Origin of the sequence: Sutcliffiella sp. FSL R7-0096 (assembly GCF_038595065.1) — a bacterium.
In the GTDB taxonomy this organism is placed as follows: domain Bacteria; phylum Bacillota; class Bacilli; order Bacillales; family Bacillaceae_I; genus Sutcliffiella_A.
On sequence record NZ_CP152003.1, the window covers coordinates 1,870,485 to 1,889,961 of the forward strand.

The window sequence follows — 19,477 nt, forward strand, 5'->3', positions numbered from 1 at the left end:
GTTAGTTTTTGTTAGACCCCTGTACCGTCTTTTTGTATGATAGATTCATAGTATGCATTGGATGAGGAGGAAACGATAGTGGACTTTATTGCACTGGATTTTGAGATAGCCAATAATGATCTGAGCAGCGCTTGTTCGTTAGGGATGGTTTTTGTTGATGATAACCGAAAAGTAAATGAAAAGTATTTTTTGATTAAACCACCGAGCATTAAAGTGGAGAAGTCCTTTTCGAAGGTACATGGCTTGACGGAAGAGGATTTAAAGAATGAGAGGACATTCGATGAAATTTGGGAAGAGATTCGTGGATATTTTACTAAGGATACATTGATTGTAGCGCATAACGCCTACTTTGACATGAGTGTGCTGAAAAGCTGCTTGCTTCACTATTCCTTGGAGGTACCGGAGTTTTTTTATGCTTGCAGTATACCGATAAGTACTCGCGGATTAAACGGATTTAAGGTGGGCAACTCTCTAAAAGCAAGAGTAGAGCATTTTGGTGTTATATTAGATTACCATCATAATGCGTTATCAGATGCCAGAGCGTGTGCGGATGTGGTGTTAAAATGTTTGGAGATAAAGCAGCGGAAGTCACTTCAGTCGTACTGCAATACATATTCCTCCATTCCAATACATAGTTTTGGAGACTTGAAACCTCAGACTACCTTTTATACAAGAACGAAAAGGAAGAAAGTACGTAAACCTTTCCCTACAGTGTCGGTGAGTGACATTAAACCCTCAACGAAAGAGTTCGATGAAAATCACCCGCTTTTTGAGAAAAACCTGGTTTTTACAGGCGAGCTGATAACTGTAGAAAGGGCAAAAGCGATGCAACTGGTGGTTGATAAAGGTGCTGTCATCAAAAGCGGTGTCAGCGGAAAAACAGACTATCTCGTAGTAGGACAGCAGGATCCATCTGTTGTAGGTCCGGACGGGTTGAGTTCAAAGGAAAGGAAGGCCAAGGAACTGATGGAGAAGGAAAGCAAAATTAAGATTTTAAGGGAAGAAGAGTTTTTAAAGTTATTATCTTAGAAAAATTAGGTATATTTTACTGTTTATCCTAATTTCCGAAACCTGCTACCAAACTAAACCGTAAGTATAGTCGCAAATCAAAAAGTTTAATAGATCAACTAGGACATCTATGAACTTTTTGTTAATACTGTTATTTTTATCCTAATTAAGGGTACAAGATAATAGTCTATAAAACACAACAGAGAACGGGAGAGGATTATGTGAAGTCTATGAAAATGATGCTTGTGGGGATTTTAGCTGTAATGTTACTTACAGCTTGTGGAAACACCTCCAATGGGGTCGATGGGAATGTAGAAGGAAATGCTGAAGCTGAAGAAACGACTAATTCCACTACTGATGTAGAAGAAGTGGATGCGACAGAAGTAACAGAAGAATCGGAAACATTGACTGCAGAAGAAGTACTGCAGAAATCTGCAGAAGCAATGTCTGAACTATCTAGTTATTCCATGGAAATGGTCTCTGATCAAGAAATTTCCATGGCTGGAGAAGATACAATCAAAATGGTTACAACAACAACAACTGATATGTCATTGAATCCAATGGCAATGTATCAAGTTACTTCCATTGAAGATGCGGATGGGATGATGGAGAGCATGGACAATGAATCGTACTTTTCAGAAGCTGGGTTCTTCGTTTATGATTCAATGGCAGGACAATGGTTTAAGATGCCAAATGAATTTGCTGCAGAATTGAATGCGATGTCTGAAATGCAAACAAATCCAGCAGAACAGCTGGAAATGCTGAAGGCATATTCAGATGATATGACAATGAACGAAGAAGATGGGCACTATGTGTTAAACTTTGAAGGATCTGGTGAACAATTCAATGAAATGGCTGGTATGATTGGAGGCATGATGGGTGACGATATGGGGGGCATGATGGAAGAAATGCTTTCTATGATGACGGTCAACCAATTAAGTTATGTTGTCCATGTTGATAAAGAAACCTTTTATCAAACCAAAGTATTGGTAAATATGGATATGGAGATGGATATTGAAGGAGAAAAAGTGTCCAGTATCCAGTCCGTTGACTCCACGTTAAGTAATTACGATGAAGTTGGGGAAATTGCAGTGCCACAAGATGTCATCGACAATGCACAGGAAATTACGATGGAAGATCTTGAGCAGATGGAGCAGCAAGGAAGCTATTAATAAGGCGCTTTCTCATAAATAAGGATTATAACGGATGGTTTATAAGTAAGTAAAAGCCACATAATCTAAGAAAAGTGCCATTAATAAAAAGAGGGAGGGGCCACAAGGTTCCTCCTTTTTTATGTTATCCGTAGCTTTACAGGTTCATAATCATAAAGTTTTCCTTCGTATATCCACTCCAGTCGATTGCTTTGTCTAAAATCGTCAGGTGTGACAAGGGAGGGGAGTTTATCCCATAATTTAATACCTGAACGGTGAAGTACATCTGAGACAAATTGGGAACAAAAATAACTTGAATCAATCTCTACAGGTTCATTAATGGAAACTCCTAATACCCCAAGAAGATTGTAGAACCATTTCTTTTCCTTCTTCTGAAAAATGCCAATGATTCTCCTCATCTTCACCACCTCTCTTGGAGTCACTTTTAATTTATAAAGGACACAAGTAGTGCCAGGATACTTCCTATAAGTACCGTTTTCTACATCTTCCTTAACAAAGCCGCCGTTTAAAGGGTTGCTTGGTCTTTTTCTACCAAAGCTGTATAGCTCCATAAGATCACTGTCAAAAGAAAGGGATACATGATTATAAGGGGCTTTTGTATATTTTTTGATTGATTTGGTAAATAGGGTGCCTGTATCTGTCAGCAATATGTAAACATATGTATCTTCCATCTTTAATAACACCTTCTTAAAAATAATTTCTTCTATTATATATATTATATAATTTCTCTTGACCAAAATTAACCATTAATTTCATAATAATAGGTAGAATGGGGGATTAATATGTTTGAAATAGAAGCAGTCATTACTTTACTGGTGATCGCATTGGGATTAAGTGTTTTCAGTATCATCTTCTACATAGTAAAAAGAAATACAACATCAAAAGATTTTTCCGATTTAACTGTCCGGGTGAAAACATGGTGGGGGATGCTTGTTGTATTTAGCATTGCGACTTTATTTCATCCACTTGTATCATTGTTTGCACTTATGATTCTAAGTTTCTTTTCCTTGAAAGAGTATTTTTCGATATTACGTACCAGAAAGGTCGATAGACAATTATTCTTATGGGCGTATCTTTCCATCCCTATCCAGTTTTATTGGATCTACATTGGATGGTATGGGATGTTCATCGTCTTTATTCCAGTCTATGTCTTTCTGTTCCTTCCACTGCCGAGAATCCTCGGAAAGGGAACGGTGGGATTCCTGCGCTCAGTAAGTTCCACACAATGGGGATTGATGCTGATGGTATTCGGTCTTAGCCACCTAGCATTCTATCAGACAGCTACACCGGAGTATGGTGCAAATTTGGTTTTGTTCTTGGTCGTACTTACTCAATTGCATGATGTCGTTCAATATTTGGTTTCTCTCTATATTGGAAAACGTAAAGTCATCCCAACCTCCAATCCGAATATCACGTGGGAGGGATTCCTGATTTCCACCTTTGTTACAACTGGTGTTTCCTATAACCTATACCCTTATTTAACTCCGTTGAATGAGCTGTTTGGGTTATTATCAGGCCTTCTTATCAGTGTTGCATGTTTTGGGGGAAGCCTTGCAGTATCCGTCTTGAAACGCGATTTACTTGTAGGAGATGATGAAAAGGCATTGGTGCTTAAAAAGAGCTATTTAACGAGAGTGGACAGCCTTGCTTACTCTGCCCCAATTTTCTTTCATGTCATTCGTTATTATTTTGATTTTATGTAGTTTTCCGTTTCGATTAAGTGAGAAAAGAAATACATCTTTCTAATAACATATTTTTACATTAACCCTAATAATTTACAGTAATAGGTTATTAGGAGCATTCCTGTTAGAAGGATTTTCGGGGACTTGAACAAAAAAGAGCCCTCTTGGTATGATACGGGGTGTCAAATCGTGCACCGAATTGACCCCTAACTTAGGTAACCAAGGAGGACTCCAACATGGATTTTAAACAAAATCAGAAGATAAATCAAGTCACCGAAAATACACTTGTAGTCGGAATCGATATTGCAAAGCGGAAACACTTCGCCTGCTTTGTCGATGACCGTGGGCGTGTGCTTCAAAAATCTTTTTCGGTATTACAGTCTAGCGACGGTTTTGATCGTTTTTACGAGCGTATTTTGGCTGCCATGAAAGAATACGAAAAGACGGAGGTCATTGTCGGGATTGAACCTACCGGCCATTACTGGCTTAATCTAGCCTATTTCCTTGAGGAACGAGGCATTCCCCTGGTGATGACCAATCCTATGCACGTTAAGCGGTCAAAAGAATTGGATGACAACTTGCCAACCAAACATGACCGTAAAGATGCGTTAGTTATCGCTCGCCTGATTAAAGATGGACGCTTCAGTTATCCTCGTATCCTAAAGGATGTGGAGGCTGAACTCCGTGTGGGTTCAACGTTCAGAAGCAAGTTGACAGAGGAACTGGGTGCCGTCAAAAACATGGTCATTCGCTGGCTGGATCGCTATTTTCCTGAGTTCACCCAGGTCTTTCCGACATTCGGAAAGATGGCAATGGCTGTCCTGGAGTGCACACCATTTCCGGCCGATCTTCATCAGAAACAACCGGATGAAGTATTGGCACTTTACCGTAAGGTCGAGGGGCTCAAATCCCCCCAAAGGCCGAAAGCCATACGACTGATAGAACTCGCTTCAGACTCGATCGGGGTAACAGAAGGACGGGAGATGGCCCGTATGGAAATTGCCACACTCGTTCGCCGTTACCACCAGTTAGAACAAGAGATTGAAAGCATTACGCAGCACCTGGTTGAACTTATCCAAACATCAGTAGAATACGAATGGCTCTCAACGGTTCCTGGACTTGGAGATACCACGATTGTCGATTTACTAGCTGAAATCGGAAGCTTTTCTCACTATGAAGATCCACGCCAACTAATCAAACTCGCGGGATTGACATTACGGGAAAATTCCTCCGGCCAGCACAAAGGACAAAAGCGAATCTCCAAAAGGGGCAGAAGAAAGCTTCGTTCCCTCCTATTCCGAGTGATGATGCCGATGATTCGCCATAATGAAGCTTTTAAAAGGCTCCATGATTACTACACAAACCGTAAGGATAATCCGTTACGCAAGAAGCAATCCATCGTGGTCCTATGCGGAAAACTCTTAAAAGTTCTCCATGGAATCAGCACGAAGCACAAAGCGTTTGACGCAAAGCGAATGATGAGGGATATTCCTAGTCTCGCAGAGGCTATGTAAAGTCCTGCATCCCCTTTAAAGACCTAGACAACAGGATGACACGGAGAAGCTGGCACTATTTTTTCCATTCGACCTCGAGTCCCTAAAGGAGCTTCGCTAGCCTCTGCCTTATGACTAGACCGAACGAAGGAATGTAGGCACACTGATGCCCAGAGACATGGGAGGGTACGTCATCATAAGCTACGCAGAGATCCATTGTGCATCGTATATCCAATGATCACTACTTTACCATCATTACCCAGTAGTGACCGCGTAGCGTACCCACCAAATGTAAGAGAATCACAAATTTATTAATATCTGTTAGGGAGTATGTCGAAAAATATTTTTTTGACATCCCACCAACGGGTCAAACCGTTGATATATCAATATTTATAGAGGGAGGAATGATGATGAAGTTACTAATATTTTGTGACCCAGGGATTGACGATGCAATGGCATTGATTTATGCTCTTTTACATCCTGAAATAGATGTTCTGGGACTTGTTTGTAGCTATGGGAACGTCGATAAGATTACTGCTGCCAATAATGCAGCACATATTTTACACTTAGCTGGCAGGATGGACATTCCGATTTTTAATGGTGCGGAAATGCCGGTGACTGGGGAACTCGCTGATTATTATCCCGAAATTCATGGAGAGGATGGCATCGGTCCTATTAAAGTCACCAAGGGTGCCAACCAATACAGGATCCGCAATCTGGGGGAGGTATTTGAACTAATTGTAAATAATAATAATCTAGTCATTGCTGACCTTGGTAGGTCGACCACCCTGGCTGCTTGTTTTCTATTAAACAAGGAAGCAATGAGTATGGTAAAAGAACTGCATATTATGGGTGGCGCATTCATGGTCCCAGGAAATGTTACTCCTGTTGCGGAAGCGAACTTCTATGGAGATCCCATTTCCGCAAACCTTCTGTTGGCCCATGGGAAAAAAGTTTTCCTTACTCCTCTAAATGTTACACAGAAGGCAATCATTACAAATGACTATGCAGAAGCCCTTGAGTACTATACTAAAAATAAATTTAAGGATATATACATTCCCATCATTAAGTATTATACTAAGGCCTACGCGAAATTGGTACCAGGTATGGAAGGTGCCCCTTTTCATGATTTGTTAACGGTCTATTCTGCTCTACATCCCAAAAGGATGCAGTACTTGGCTAAAAAAGTACATGTCGTTGTAGAAGGGAAGACACGGGGCAAATCGTTTGCTGACTTCCGTCATATGGAATCGGAGCAAGAGAGTAAGCATCACATTGCCTTAGGATTTGATTATGATCACTTTTTGCAAGAAGTTTTTCAAATTTTAACACGACCGATATAATGGAGAAAGATAAATAAGTGTAAGAAGGAGGAAGGTAAGTGGCTACAGAAAAAGAAAAGATGCTTGCTGGAGAATTGTACAAACCTTGGGATCCAGAGTTAATGGAAGAAAGAGTTCAAGCAAGAAGATTAAGTCGTCTGATAAACGAAACCACTGAAACGGAAGGGGACAGAAGAGTGGAACTCCTCAAGGAGCTTTTTGGTTCTACAGGAGATAAGGTCTATCTCGAACCGAACTTCCGTTGTGACTATGGATACAATATCCATGTTGGAGAAAACTTCTTCGCCAACTTTGACTGTTGTATACTTGATGTGTGCAAAGTGGAGTTTGGTGATAACTGTATGCTTGCACCGGGAGTACATATCTACACGGCAACCCATCCCATTGATCCCGTGGAAAGAAACAAAGGCCCTGAATACGGGATTCCGGTAAAAATTGGTCACAACGTCTGGATTGGAGGCAGTGCCGTCATTAATCCAGGAGTCACAATCGGTGACAATGTGGTAGTCGCCTCCGGAGCGGTCGTTACGAAAGATGTTCCGCCGAATGTAGTGGTGGGAGGAAATCCTGCGCGGATTTTAAAAGAAATAGAAGTAAAATAAATAATCTATCATTTTTTCTAGTAATCGTTGCATATAATGTAACGATTCTTCTTTTTGTTCTGGAAATGAATCTAAGATTTCTAATTTAGTTGCGGAACTATACATACTAGGGTATTTGGTGGGAGGGACGGTTTTGGAAAAGGAAGAGCATTCTTTATTTGATCAACCAATTATAGCCTTTGGCTTGCCAATACTTATTATGCTGTTTGGTGTTTTTTTGCTAGTGGAAGCACATAATTCAGGGAAACTAAAATACATCCCGGTAGTTTTCATCCTGCTTGGGTTATCCGAGATTATCCGTGCTGTAATGAGACGGCATTATCGTCCGACTAAGAGGAAGCGTGCTGAAATTAATCAGAAAAGTGGACATGTTGCTTATATTCTCATGGCTACAAGTGTGGTTTGTTCGGTGTTGCTTTTGATTATGGAGCGAATTTCTGTGGAGATGGTTTTATATGTACAGTTGTCGATGGCGATTGTGGTTTATCCTCTGCTGAAATTGATTTTACTTGTCCGACATTATTAAAGTGACGGGGTATCCGTCACTTCAGTGTGTAGACAAAGTTATTTAATCTTCAAGATATGCAATAATCATGTTGATCGTAGTGGAAGACGCGCAGACTCCTGCGGGAGGAAGGGACATGGGAGACCCCGCAGGGCGTAGCCCGATGAGGCTCCCGGACCGCCCGCGGAAAGCGAAGCGTCTGAAACGTAGATCAACAATTATATGCAATTCCAAAAATAAATTGGGTTTGTCAACAGTCTGAAGTGACGGGGTATCCGTCACTTTTTTAGTTGTTTGAGGGGGTAGAAGGTACCTCTCCAGATGATGCCGCCTCTATAGAGGGTAAGGATGGTTGCTCGTGCAATGCTATAGATGAAAAGTAATACAGTAACTGGGAAAACGGTCAAATAGATATTTGCCCCCTTTGCCATTTTGTTTGCTGTTTCATTGTAGGCTAGGAATAACATCAAGATACTCAAAGCAAAGGTTAGTCGAGTGGTACCCGTTGTTGCGAACGAGCCTATAAATGGGAAGAGTTGCGATAGGAATAAGCCACTAATGGCAAACAGCACCATGAAGTAGCTATAAAAGAGCCCTGCAAACGTGTTTTTTTCCAATCCTATAAGTGCAGAACGTAGGTTAGGATACCATTCCACCTGCAAATGATTCAGTGCGAGAGCCAAGTGTTGCTTCTTCCCGGCTTGTTTGATCATGCTGCCAAGCATCAAATCATCATCTGGTCTCATTTTTATGTTTTTATGTGTTCCTATTTCCTCATAGACAGTTCTAGATAGAAGGTTGAAGGCGCCAATTCCAATCGCGGACTTACTACTTGGGTCATTGGCTTTCCACGGTCTTTTAAAAAAACCAAAACCGAAAAGGAAGAACGAAATAAAAGCATTTGTCCAGAAACTGCTTCCTTTAAGATTAGGAGCAAGAGTCAAATGGTCAAGCTCATTTTGCTGAAAGTATGTAATCGCCTTTGAGATGGTATCTTTTTGAAATAAAATGTCTGCATCAGTAAAAAGGATATACTCTCCCTTGCTTTGAAGGAATCCCTCATACAAAGCATGGTTTTTCCCAAGCCATCCTTCTTTAAGCTGTTTTATATGAATCACTTTCATTCTGGATGCTGTATGAGCTAAATGGTTGAGAATGTCACCAGTCTGATCTATGGAACGGTCATTAACCACGATCCATTCTATATTGGAATAGGTCTGTTGAAATTGTGATAAGAGGCTAGCTTCAATGTGTGCTTCTTCATCTTTGGCCGTAACAATGATGGAAAGAAGGGGGCCGTTACTTTTTGAGCGACCATCTTCTTGGACATTTTCCAGTTTTGTTATTTTTCCCATACCTTGCTTGGCATCCAGCCATACAGCAAACCAGAAGAGAAAGGTGAATACCGCTAAATAGAGCATCATGGTCCCTCCAGTACTTGATTACTGTATTGTACCAAATGAAACATAGAAAAAGCACATGAAGGGGTGCTTTCAGACTGTTGATAAACTATAAACTAGTTAGGTTATCTGTTGGAAGAGTTGATCTTCGTTGCAGGAACTTCGCTTTCGCGGGCAGTCCGGAAGCCCCCTCGGGCTACGCCGTGGCCACTGAAAAAGTAATGAACTTTATTAATCTGGTTAACACCGCTGTTGATTTCCGCAAACGGCTTCGCTTATCCAGAGGGCGACCGTGAGCCTCCACAGGCTACGCCCTGCGGGGTCTCAAGATTGTCGCTATCCCCCCGCAGGAGTCTTCGCCTATTGCTCCAATCAACAGCTAGAAACCAAAAAAAATGATAAGTTATTAGGTTTATCAGTGGCCTTGGCTATGCCCTGCGGGGTCTTCCATGTCCTTTTCTCCCGCAGGAGTCTTCGCTCCTTCCACTGCGATCAACTAGAGAATTTCATTATTTTAAGATTTGTCTACAAACTGAAAGCACCTGAGAGGTGCTTTCAGAACTCAACTCGTTTGCTTATTTACCGTCCATGGGAATGGATCCGGTAGAGCAGACCAATCTTGATCGAATTCTTCAGGAGTCAATAAACAGCTGTCCAACTCTCTTGTCAGTTCCCCGCGGTCCATATCTACTCCTATTAGTACAAGCTTTGTCATCCTATCCCCAAATTCAGGGTCCCACTCCTGCATCAAATGCGGGTTTTCCTTTATCACTGCCTCTTGTTCCAATTTAGGAAGGGAGGCTACCCAATAGGAAACAGGTTGTAGTTGAACGGATGGACCTGCTTGGGAAAAAAGAAGCGCAACATTGTTTCTAGTGGCACACCAAACGATCCCTTTGGCTCGGACCACCTCCTCAGGAAGGGCCGCATACCATTCACTGAATCGCTCGGAATGGAAGGGGAGCCTGCGTTGATAAACAAAGGAGGAGATTCCATACTCTTCTGTCTCTGGTGTATGTTGTTGGTGACCAGCTTGAAGCTCCTTCAACCAACCTGCAGATGCGCTTGCTTTATCGAAATCAAATTTTCCTGTGTTCAATATAGAAGAAGGGGAGACATTAGAATTGGTCGTTCTAATAATAGTTGCCTCTGGTTGGAGTGTTCTTAGTACTTTTTCCAGCTTTTCTAGCTCTTCTTTTGAAACAAGATCACATTTGTTTAAGATTAAGACATCACAAAATTCAATCTGGTCGATTAACAAATCAGCAATTTCTCTTGTATCTTCCTCACTCATTGCTTCCTTTCTGTCAAGAAGACTGTCACCTGATTCGAAATCGTGCCAGAAACGATAGGCATCCACTACAGTAACCATCGTATCAAGTCTACAAAACTTGGTTAAATCAATGCCAAGCTCTTCATCTATATAAGAAAAAGTCTGGGCAACAGGAACTGGCTCACTTATCCCTGTCGATTCAATAAGAATATAATCAATATCTCCCGAAGTAACCAGTTTTTCTACTTCTACAAGTAAATCTTCTCGAAGCGTACAGCATATGCAACCGTTTGACATTTCCACAAGTTTCTCATCTGTTCGAGAAAGGCTTCCGCCCTGCTTCACCAAGCCAGCATCAATGTTCACTTCGCTCATGTCATTAACGATTACCGCTACTTTCAATCCATCTCTATTATGTAGTACATGATTCAAGAGTGTCGTTTTCCCAGCTCCTAAATAACCGCTTAGGACAGTGACGGGTATCTTTTTTATCGTCATATTTTAATCTCCTTCAATTATAAATAGTAATGATTACGATTTATATAGTAACTTAGAAAAGTAACGGTGTAAAGATAATTACATGCAATTATTTAATATGGTAGAATAAGGGAAATGCCTGAAAGGGCTGAGATCATCATGATTTGGATATTTTTCATTAGTTTTACAGTGCTTGTGGCAATTTTCTTCTATTTTCTAAATCTATCTTTAAAAAAGCATCACGAAATTTATGGCAGCAAATTCGTTCGTCCTTCTATGTGTGTGTCATGTGGTAGGGAATACTTTAATAGTTCTTCTAATTTCTGTGATGGTTGCAAAAAAAGAGAATAAGCAAAAGAGGTGATTCTAAATTTAGAGTCATCTTTTTTTATAAGAACCTTCTACTTTCTATTAATATGGCATATTCATTAGATAGAAAGGAGGGGGGAAAGATAGAATCTACCAACCGAACCGGATTTTTTCTATTTATCAATAACACCGTACTTTTCATGATTATTTTATTTGTGGTCTCCTCCATCATTACAACGGTCCTTTCCACTAGACTTTCCTCTGAGTATATCGGGAACATTTTAAGAAATGTACAGTCAACAGAATTGTATTTGACCATCATTCAAAGTCAAAATCACTATATGACCGGCAAGGATGTCGAGGTTCCAAAACTTCCAATCATGGAATTCTCATTTGAACTGGCAACCAATTTAAAGCCGTATGATATCAGAAGTTTTCTAGGAAACGAGATTCCCGGATTCTATGCCTATGACACACAGTTTTATGTAGCTGGAAGAGGAACCGACTATACCGATATCCCATTTGAATCCGTCGCACCGATGGAAGTGCTTCTAAAAGAACGGGAAATTGCAGAGGAGATGCTTTTGGCTGATGAGAAAGAGGACGAGCCGACCCCTGCCCCGGAAAAGTCGATGGATGAGACGATTGTGCATATCTATCAATCCCATAGTTGGGAATCTTATTTGCCACTATTGAGGGATGTCAGTGAACCGGATGATGCAACAAGCAATAATCCGGAGGCCAATGTTATAGCAGTAGGAAAAATGCTGAAAAACGAACTTGCTGACAAAGGAATTAAAGCAAACCATGATACCAGGAATGTCCCAAAGGACCTTGCTGCAAGAGGGTGGAATTATAACCACTCCTATCAATATTCCAGAGAAACAATAGAAGCAGCAATGATGTTTAATAGTGATGTTAAATACTTGATTGATATTCATCGGGACGCCGCTCGAAAAGACAAAACAACTGCGGAAATTGGAGGGAAAAAATATGCAAGACTTATGTTTGTAGTGGGGACTGCCCATAAAAACTACGAAAAAAATCTAGAATTTGCTGAACGAATTTATCATGCTATTGAGAAAAAGTATCCTGGTCTGAGTATAGGAGTCATCCCTAAAGGGAAATCAACAGGGAACGGCTTGTACAATCAAGATTTATCAAACCGGGCCATCCTCTTGGAAGTTGGTGGGGTGGATAATAACTTGGAAGAGGCGCGTAACTCCATTAAGGCATTTGCAGATATCTACAGTGAAATTGTCTGGGAAGAAAGGGAAGCGGGAGAGTTTTGATGAGGGAGTGAGCGGGATTAAATATACGTTTTTTTGGTTGGTTTTAATGTTTGTAGCTATTGTCATTTCGTTTAAATATTTTCACTGGATTGCTACATTGGCTTCTTTTTTGGCAGGGGTTATTGTGATTTCTGTTTCGTTGTTTGAGGATTTTTATATGGCCAAGTGAAGGGAGCAGGATATTATTCTGCTCTTTTTATTGATATGGAGATACATCCTCCATAAAGAAGGCTATTCTACAGGTCAAACTCCATCTTCTACCTTTCAACGGAGGACTTCTACATTTCCCGAAGCAACTTCTACATTTCCCAGCCGTACTTCTACCACTTGGGTCCAATGTTCTACAACTTTACCTATTAATTACCTAATTTTAAGATAAGTAGCAGGGGTGTTTGAAAAGGGATTTTGTTATTTTTATAGAAGTATAAAAGGAATAACTTATTAGGAGCTGATTTAAAAATGTGTGGGATTTTTAACTAAACATGAACAAAGAGATACGCGGATACCAGTAGAGAGGCAGAAGTTGAGGGAAGCTATATACAAGGATCTGGTCCGTGATCCGAATATTCTCGCTTTCTTCTATGGGGGATCACTCGCAAAGGGAAACGAGGATGTGTATTCTGATTTAGACCTTCGTGTCATAGTAAGAGATGAAGTTTTCGAAGCTTATCGTTCCAATAAAAAAGAACGCGCCAAAAACTGGGGCGAGGTATTATATCATGAGGACTTCCCATGGGCTCCATATTCCATTGCTCATTATCCCTCTTTTATCAAAGTGGATACATTTTGTTACCGTCAGTCTGACTTGCAACCTTCTCCTTATTTGAAGCATCTATTAATTGAACACGATCCTAATGGGATTGTCTCTCAGTTAAGGGATGAATCGCAGTCAATAGACTATCAATTTTCACAAGATGAATTTGAAGTGTGGCGAGGAAAATTCTTTGCTTATCTTCACGAGCTGTATCGCCGTGTCCATCGGGGGGAATATAATTATGCTTTCCAGATGATACATTCCTTAAGCTATTCCATTGTAGTTGGATGGTATGTAGAAATGGGAGAGGTTCCAAATTCATTTGGCGACTGGTCTAAGGTAGAAGGGCCGAGAAGTCCGTTGAGTGAAGATCGGTTGAACATGTTAACAAAATGGGATGTTGGAAAGCGTGATGCAGAAAAGTTGTCTCAAATAGCAAGAAGTCAGGTAGAGGAGTTTATCCTGGTCCATCGTGTTCTTGCCGAGCGGATTGGTGTACCTGTAAAGGATGAGTGGATAAAGGAAATCATAGAAATAGTCCTATGAGTAAGGTTGAAAAGTTTAAAAAGCAGCATGTGCTAAGGCATGTTGCTTTTCTTTTGGTTTGGGGAATAGTATCGGTGAGCAGTTCATTTGCTATCATTTCATGCATTTGTCATAATGCACACTATAGATAAGGGAGAGTGATATCAATGAAAGTTACAGTAGTAGGAGCTAACGGTCAAATTGGCAAACAACTTGTGCAATTCCTAAAAGAGGAAGATGGATACACCCCTATCGCAATGGTACGAAAAGAAGAGCAAGCAGATAGTTTTGCAAAAGATGGTATTGAATCGTTCTTGGCTGACTTGGAAGGATCGGTAAATGATCTTGTTAAGGCATTTAGTGGCAGTGATGCAGTTGTATTCTCTGCCGGGTCTGGAGGAAGCACAGGATTAGATAAGACGTTATTAATAGATTTGGATGGTGCGGCCAAATCTGTGGAAGCTGCTGAGAAAGCTGGCATTTCCCGTTTTGTGATGGTAAGTGCTTTTCAAGCTGACAATCGGGAAAATTGGAATGAAGAGCTTCGTCCCTATTATGTAGCCAAGCATTATGCAGATAAGATGTTAATGGCAAGTGGATTGGATTACACAATCGTGCGACCTGGTGGTTTGTTAAATGAATCAGGTACTGGCAAGGTGGAAATTGGGGACAATATAGAACCCGGATCTATCGCTAGAGAAGATGTAGCAAAGGTATTGCTTGCAGTACTGGGAGCCAAAAACACGTATGGTACTTCGTTTGACGTGATTGCTGGGGATGATAGCATAGCCGATGCTGTGAGCAAGTTATAATATGGTACTTGAGACTGTCTCTATATGTGAGGCAGTTTTTTTATATCTTTTTTAATAACATGAAACAAAATTTACCCTTATTTCGTTATAGTAATTGACAGACTATAACAGATAAGGAAATAAAGATAATGATAACTAAAAAGAAAGTAATTACTCTAGTAAAGTTCGCGCTTGTTCCCCTAATAATATACCTTAGCATTGTACACTCGTTAATCTATCAATCTGCAAGGCAGGAGCCTCCAGAGGAAGTGGATTATCTGATTGTTTTAGGTGCTAGAGTGAGAGGGGAAATGATGACAAAGGCCTTATTATTCAGGGTGGAAGCGGCACTGGAATACCTCCGGGAAAATCCGAATACGAAAGTTATTGCCTCTGGAGGTCAGGGTCCGGGAGAGGATATTACCGAAGCAGAAGCAATGAGAAGATACTTTGTAGCGAATGGTATTGATGAGGACAGGATCCTATTGGAAGACCGTTCCACCACCACTTTTGAAAACCTTTCATTTTCACAAGAATTGATTGAAGCAGATGCTTCGGTTGCCATTGTTAGCAATGATTTCCATGTATATCGAGCTTCCATAATAGGGAAGAGGTTGGGTTTTGCTGAGGTACATACACTTGCCGGTAAGACACCAACGATTGCGATTTTTAAGTTATGGTCACGGGAGTATTTTGCTGTGGCGAAAACCTGGTTGGTGGATAAGTAGTGGGCAATGAAACACGGAATGTTGGAGTCCTAGTGTCATAGGGCTCCAATGAAGCGCGAAAATGCTTAGGGGCGAGTGAAAACGAGTGTCTTAGGGGCAAAATGAAGCGCGAAAATCAAACAACAGAAAAAAGCGGGACTCATAGAGAATCAAGCAACCCTTCATGCATTAAAATCTTACCTCAATCCCATCAAATCCAAAAACATTAATAGTTCCCTGCTGAACCCTCCGCAAAAGGAGGTTTTTTCTATCCAGACTTTCCTATATAATAAGCTGTACTAGAAATAATGAGGTGAAAATATGCTATACATTCTTTCACAACTGGGGTTCAGCTTCATAGCCGCTGCAGGATTTGGGGTGTTATTTAATGCACCGAGGAGAGCATTGGTCCATTGCGGTACGGTTGGAATGATTGGCTGGATCTTTTACATAGTGTTGGCGGATGCGGGTGTGGATCCGGTGGTAGCGTCATTTGTGGGAGCTTTTATGGTGGCGCTTGTTGGTCATATTATGGCAAAACGTTTCAGAATGCCGATGATCATTTTCAGTGTGGCGGGTATTATTCCATTAGTTCCTGGCGGTCTAGCCTATAATACGATGAGGAATATTGCCGAAAATGATTACCTTGCAGCCATCCCATTGGCAGCAAAAGCATTCATGATTTCAGGTGCGATAGCAATGGGACTGGTGTTTGCTGAAGTCATCATGCAGCTTGTCGTAAAGATTATGAAAAGATTATCCATTCATGCGAAACGAGAGGTGAGCTAGGTGACAACTGAGATGACAGAGCGTGAAACGGAGAAAATCCTCCAAGTTTGCCTACTTGCCGGAAGAATCATGATGGAAGGGGGAGCTGAAACCTATAGAGTCGAGGATACGATGACTAGGATCGCAGCGTCGTATGGCATTACGGAAACACATAGTTTTGTGACCCCAACCGGAATTATTGTTTCCTTGAAAGGTGATAATCCGACTCAGCTTGTAAGGATCAATTTCCGAACAACTGATTTGGAAAAGGTAGCCCAGGTAAATCATATTTCCCGTAAAATTGCAGCAGGGGAGCTTAGCGTCCAAGAGGCCAGCCAGGCTTTGATTCACTTGGAAAAATCGCACCTTCTTTTTCCGATCAGCTATCAGATCATTGCTGCAGCTTTAGTGAGTGGCTCGTTTTTAATTATGTTTAAGGGTGTTTGGACGGATTTCTTGCCGGCCATGGTTGCTGGGGGTATGGGTTACTGTGGGCTCTTATTAATCCAACATTACACCCAAGTTAAATTCTTTGCAGAGTTTTTCGCATCCCTGATTATCGGCCTCGTAGCATTTTCGATGGTTACTATAGGATTTGGATTGGAACTGGATAAAATCATCATCGGTTCAGTCATGCCACTTGTTCCAGGTTTATTGATCACAAATGCAGTACGTGATTTGATGCAGGGTCATTTTGTTTCAGGGCTTTCTAAAGGTGCCGAAGCGTTGTTTACAGCCTTTGCCATCGGGGCAGGAGTGGCGGTTGTTTTCCTCTAAGGCTGCTTTCGAAAACTTTGTTGATTTCGTATTTTTAACCGAATCATTTTATTGCTTACTGTCGTACTCGTTTCCATGCTGTATTAAAATACTACTTACAAATTTTAGAGTATATAGGTAGCAGGAAATCATTCATTGAGAAAAGAGCTGCCTCTATCAAGTCATGGAATATATTTCTTATTACAGTGATAACAAGCAATTAACAGTATATTTCGTTATTTTACAATAATTACTTGTTTTCAATTCTGTTGAAACATATTAGATTTATAGTATGAAAACTTTACAGAAAGTCCTCATAACTTTGTCGGTTGTCGCACTAGTCTTAGGTGGAAATACAGCTGCCCTTGCAGCTACTACTCACACGGTTCAATCCGGTGATACGATGTGGAAGATAGCAGTAAAATATCAGGTTGGGGTATCTGAACTGATTGCTGCTAACTCTACAGTCAAGAATCCTGATCTAATCTATCCAGGTCAAAGAATTACTATTCCAGAAAAAGGGGAGGGGCAAACGCAAGAAGAGCAGGTTGCTAAGTTAGTGAACCAGGAACGTGCGAAATATGGGCTTAAGCCTTTAAAGCTTAACTGGGAGTTATCTAGAGTTGCTAGATACAAGTCTCAAGATATGATTGATAAAAGATATTTCAGCCACACGTCACCAACATATGGATCTCCTTTCGATATGATGCGTAACTTTGGTATTTCTTACCGAACAGCAGGTGAAAATATTGCTGCTGGGCAAAAAACACCACAAGAGGTCATGAATGCTTGGATGAACAGTGAGGGGCATAGAAAGAACATATTATCAAGTCAATATACAGAAATCGGAGTAGGCTATGCCAAAGGTGGCCAATATGGACATTACTGGACGCAGATGTTTATTTCAAGATAATGATAGATTATGAAAGCAGTGCCTATAATCGGCACTGCTTTTTATATGCCCCTCTAAACATCGCTGTTGATTTCCGCATCGAGGTTCGCTTTCCACGGGGCGCTTGCGGAGCCTCCTCGACTTTGCCGGCGGAATCTCCGCTAACCGCTACCTCCCGTTGGAGTCTACGTCCTATGCTCCAATCAATAGTTAAGGAAACTTTTTATAAATTTACCCAACCCTCAATCACCCTCTAAAACATCTCAATCCTATCCTGGTATTTTCTCATTGCCCTTTCGTTATGTTCTTCTGCACCATCAATATTTCCGCTTTTGAATATGGGAACAGCTATACCTTTCTTATGTAGAAGGTCTGTCGTTTTGATTATTAGGTCATTGACGATGGCAGCGTTTATAATAGTGGAACCAGGTCCGATGGAGGTTTCGAGACCTTCTAATGTAACTAGGGCATCTCCTTGGGGGATGCAGCTATCAATTGCGATGGTTGCGGTCTCTGCTAAAAACATCCCCGACGAGTGCCTTGTGGTCAAGGAGTGATAGGCGTGGGAGGAGATGGTGATAACTTTCATCCCGAGCTCTTTCCCGTATTGTGCAACGTCTATAGGGACGGGATTTCGTCCGGATGTCGATATGACCAACAAGGCATCCTTTGGCTGAAAAGGCTGAAGGGGTAAGAAGGTATCGGCAAAGCGTGGGTCCCTTTCCATTGCCGAGGAGCGAAGAGCACCTTTATGCAACATAACATCCTCTACTAAAATTGGTCTTACTGGTACTATTCCACCTGCCCGGTAAAATACTTCTTCTGCAATCATATGAGAGTGACCACAGCCAAAAACATGCAGGATCCCATCACGCTCGAGACACTCTGCAAGAATGGACGCACTTTGTTGCAAAGCCTGCTTGTTCTTATCGTTCACTTCTGTCAAGAGGTTCTGTATGGCCGAAAAGTATCCAATGTTCATTATTAACCTCCACTATTGATGGTTTCTGTTCAATTTTATATGGAATTTATAGCGATCTCCTCTATACACCGATTTAACCAGTTCTAGTGGTGTACCATCCTGAAGATAAGTGTTTCGTTGGATATATAGCATTGGATGCCCTTTTTCAATTTTTAATAGTTTTTCATCCTCTACAGATGCTTTGATGGATTCAATCAATTGGTCCGCATGTGCGATCCGCAAATTTAATTTTTCCTCAATATAAGCATAGATGGAAGCATTCACGACTTCCTCTGTAAGTCCTTTTACCATGTTCGCAGAAAGGTAGTTTGTTTCTAAGGCCATTGGTTCACCATCGGCAAGTCGGATTCGTTTTATTTCATAGACTGGTGCAAACTCATTGATTTTGAGTTCGTTTGCAATAAAGCTATTTGCTGGGATGATTTCGAAATGAATCAACTTACTTGTCGGACTCAGCCCGCGTTTTTTCATATCTTCTGTAAAACTAGTAAGACCTTGAAGAGGCTGCTCAATCTTTTTTTCGGATACAAAGGTTCCGCTTCCCTTTTTTCGATAGAGAAGCCCTTCGTTTACAAGGGAATTAATCGCTTGCCTTACAGTCATTCTGCTGATGCCATAATTTTCGGCATATTCCCTTTCGGAGGGAATGCTGTCTCCAGGCAGGATAATTCCTGCATTGATTTGATTTTTGATATGAGATTCCAGTTGATAATACATAGGAATCGGAGAGGATTTATCAATCATGT

Annotated in this window: 20 protein-coding genes; 15 read left to right on the forward strand and 5 right to left on the reverse strand. The window is 41.0% G+C overall.

Going from position 1 to position 19,477, the window contains the following annotated elements; genetic code table 11:
- Nucleotides 1–78 precede the first annotated feature (78 nt).
- Both MKY77_RS09485 and MKY77_RS09490 read left to right on the forward strand, forming a co-directional pair.
- Nucleotides 79–1,029, forward strand: coding sequence for an exonuclease domain-containing protein (locus MKY77_RS09485; protein ID WP_339145596.1), 951 nt, complete (start codon nucleotides 79–81; stop codon nucleotides 1,027–1,029).
- 209 nt (nucleotides 1,030–1,238) lie between these two features.
- The gene (locus MKY77_RS09490; RefSeq protein ID WP_339149776.1) at nucleotides 1,239–2,180 is read left to right on the forward strand and encodes a DUF6612 family protein; all 942 of its coding nucleotides are present in this window, start codon (nucleotides 1,239–1,241) and stop codon (nucleotides 2,178–2,180) included.
- Nucleotides 2,181–2,299: 119 nt separating this feature from the next.
- Here the strand turns inward: MKY77_RS09490 and MKY77_RS09495 are convergent, their stop codons facing one another.
- Complete coding sequence (locus MKY77_RS09495) at nucleotides 2,300–2,851, reverse strand: hypothetical protein (protein WP_339145597.1); 552 nt, start codon at nucleotides 2,849–2,851, stop codon at nucleotides 2,300–2,302.
- 111 nt (nucleotides 2,852–2,962) lie between these two features.
- Between MKY77_RS09495 and MKY77_RS09500 the strand changes: the two genes are divergently transcribed.
- The 5 genes from MKY77_RS09500 (at nucleotide 2,963) to MKY77_RS09520 (ending at nucleotide 7,826) form a co-directional block, all read left to right on the forward strand.
- On the forward strand, nucleotides 2,963–3,883 hold the full coding sequence (locus tag MKY77_RS09500; protein ID WP_339145598.1) for a phosphatidate cytidylyltransferase: 921 nt from the start codon (nucleotides 2,963–2,965) through the stop codon (nucleotides 3,881–3,883).
- Nucleotides 3,884–4,098: 215 nt separating this feature from the next.
- Nucleotides 4,099–5,376 carry an IS110 family transposase gene (locus MKY77_RS09505; protein ID WP_342515391.1) on the forward strand — a complete coding sequence of 426 codons (1,278 nt, stop codon included), beginning with the start codon at nucleotides 4,099–4,101 and terminating at the stop codon, nucleotides 5,374–5,376.
- A gap of 389 nt (nucleotides 5,377–5,765) precedes the next feature.
- Nucleotides 5,766–6,698, forward strand: coding sequence for a nucleoside hydrolase (locus tag MKY77_RS09510; protein WP_339145599.1), 933 nt, complete (start codon nucleotides 5,766–5,768; stop codon nucleotides 6,696–6,698).
- 38 nt (nucleotides 6,699–6,736) lie between these two features.
- Nucleotides 6,737–7,300, forward strand: a complete 564-nt coding sequence (locus tag MKY77_RS09515) for a maltose acetyltransferase domain-containing protein (protein ID WP_339145600.1) — start codon at nucleotides 6,737–6,739, stop codon at nucleotides 7,298–7,300.
- 133 nt (nucleotides 7,301–7,433) lie between these two features.
- Entirely contained in the window at nucleotides 7,434–7,826 is a 393-nt protein-coding gene (locus tag MKY77_RS09520) for a hypothetical protein (protein WP_148986730.1), read from the forward strand.
- Nucleotides 7,827–8,083: 257 nt separating this feature from the next.
- Here the strand turns inward: MKY77_RS09520 and MKY77_RS09525 are convergent, their stop codons facing one another.
- Both MKY77_RS09525 and MKY77_RS09530 read right to left on the reverse strand, forming a co-directional pair.
- Nucleotides 8,084–9,229, reverse strand: a complete 1,146-nt coding sequence (locus tag MKY77_RS09525; RefSeq protein ID WP_339145601.1) for a glycosyltransferase family 2 protein — start codon at nucleotides 9,227–9,229, stop codon at nucleotides 8,084–8,086.
- 538 nt (nucleotides 9,230–9,767) lie between these two features.
- Entirely contained in the window at nucleotides 9,768–10,970 is a 1,203-nt protein-coding gene (locus MKY77_RS09530) for a GTP-binding protein (RefSeq protein WP_339149777.1), read from the reverse strand.
- Between the two features lie 401 nt (nucleotides 10,971–11,371).
- On the opposite strand from MKY77_RS09530, the gene MKY77_RS09535 reads away from it, so the two are divergent.
- From MKY77_RS09535 to safA, 8 genes are all read left to right on the forward strand, one after another.
- The gene (locus tag MKY77_RS09535) at nucleotides 11,372–12,556 is read left to right on the forward strand and encodes a stage II sporulation protein P (protein WP_339145602.1); all 1,185 of its coding nucleotides are present in this window, start codon (nucleotides 11,372–11,374) and stop codon (nucleotides 12,554–12,556) included.
- 7 nt (nucleotides 12,557–12,563) lie between these two features.
- Nucleotides 12,564–12,725 (forward strand): hypothetical protein, encoded by a 162-nt coding sequence (locus MKY77_RS09540; protein WP_342515708.1) that lies wholly within the window; start codon nucleotides 12,564–12,566, stop codon nucleotides 12,723–12,725.
- A 294-nt stretch (nucleotides 12,726–13,019) separates the two neighbouring features.
- Nucleotides 13,020–13,856: a hypothetical protein gene (locus MKY77_RS09545; protein WP_342515709.1), complete on the forward strand. Its 837-nt coding sequence runs from the start codon at nucleotides 13,020–13,022 to the stop codon at nucleotides 13,854–13,856.
- A gap of 146 nt (nucleotides 13,857–14,002) precedes the next feature.
- Nucleotides 14,003–14,647 (forward strand): SDR family oxidoreductase, encoded by a 645-nt coding sequence (locus tag MKY77_RS09550; protein ID WP_339145604.1) that lies wholly within the window; start codon nucleotides 14,003–14,005, stop codon nucleotides 14,645–14,647.
- 128 nt (nucleotides 14,648–14,775) lie between these two features.
- On the forward strand, nucleotides 14,776–15,354 hold the full coding sequence (locus tag MKY77_RS09555; protein ID WP_339145605.1) for a YdcF family protein: 579 nt from the start codon (nucleotides 14,776–14,778) through the stop codon (nucleotides 15,352–15,354).
- A 300-nt stretch (nucleotides 15,355–15,654) separates the two neighbouring features.
- Nucleotides 15,655–16,122 carry a threonine/serine exporter family protein gene (locus tag MKY77_RS09560; protein WP_339145606.1) on the forward strand — a complete coding sequence of 156 codons (468 nt, stop codon included), beginning with the start codon at nucleotides 15,655–15,657 and terminating at the stop codon, nucleotides 16,120–16,122.
- Between the two features lie 12 nt (nucleotides 16,123–16,134).
- Nucleotides 16,135–16,878: a threonine/serine exporter family protein gene (locus MKY77_RS09565; RefSeq protein ID WP_339149778.1), complete on the forward strand. Its 744-nt coding sequence runs from the start codon at nucleotides 16,135–16,137 to the stop codon at nucleotides 16,876–16,878.
- Nucleotides 16,879–17,149: 271 nt separating this feature from the next.
- A complete protein-coding gene (gene safA / locus MKY77_RS09570) occupies nucleotides 17,150–17,770 on the forward strand; it encodes a SafA/ExsA family spore coat assembly protein (RefSeq protein ID WP_339145607.1) in 621 nt (206 codons plus the stop codon).
- A gap of 232 nt (nucleotides 17,771–18,002) precedes the next feature.
- On the opposite strand, the gene MKY77_RS09575 is transcribed toward safA, so the two are convergent.
- Both MKY77_RS09575 and MKY77_RS09580 read right to left on the reverse strand, forming a co-directional pair.
- Nucleotides 18,003–18,731 (reverse strand): SIS domain-containing protein, encoded by a 729-nt coding sequence (locus MKY77_RS09575; protein WP_339145608.1) that lies wholly within the window; start codon nucleotides 18,729–18,731, stop codon nucleotides 18,003–18,005.
- A 12-nt stretch (nucleotides 18,732–18,743) separates the two neighbouring features.
- A complete protein-coding gene (locus tag MKY77_RS09580; RefSeq protein WP_339145609.1) occupies nucleotides 18,744–19,475 on the reverse strand; it encodes a GntR family transcriptional regulator in 732 nt (243 codons plus the stop codon).
- Nucleotides 19,476–19,477 lie beyond the last annotated feature (2 nt).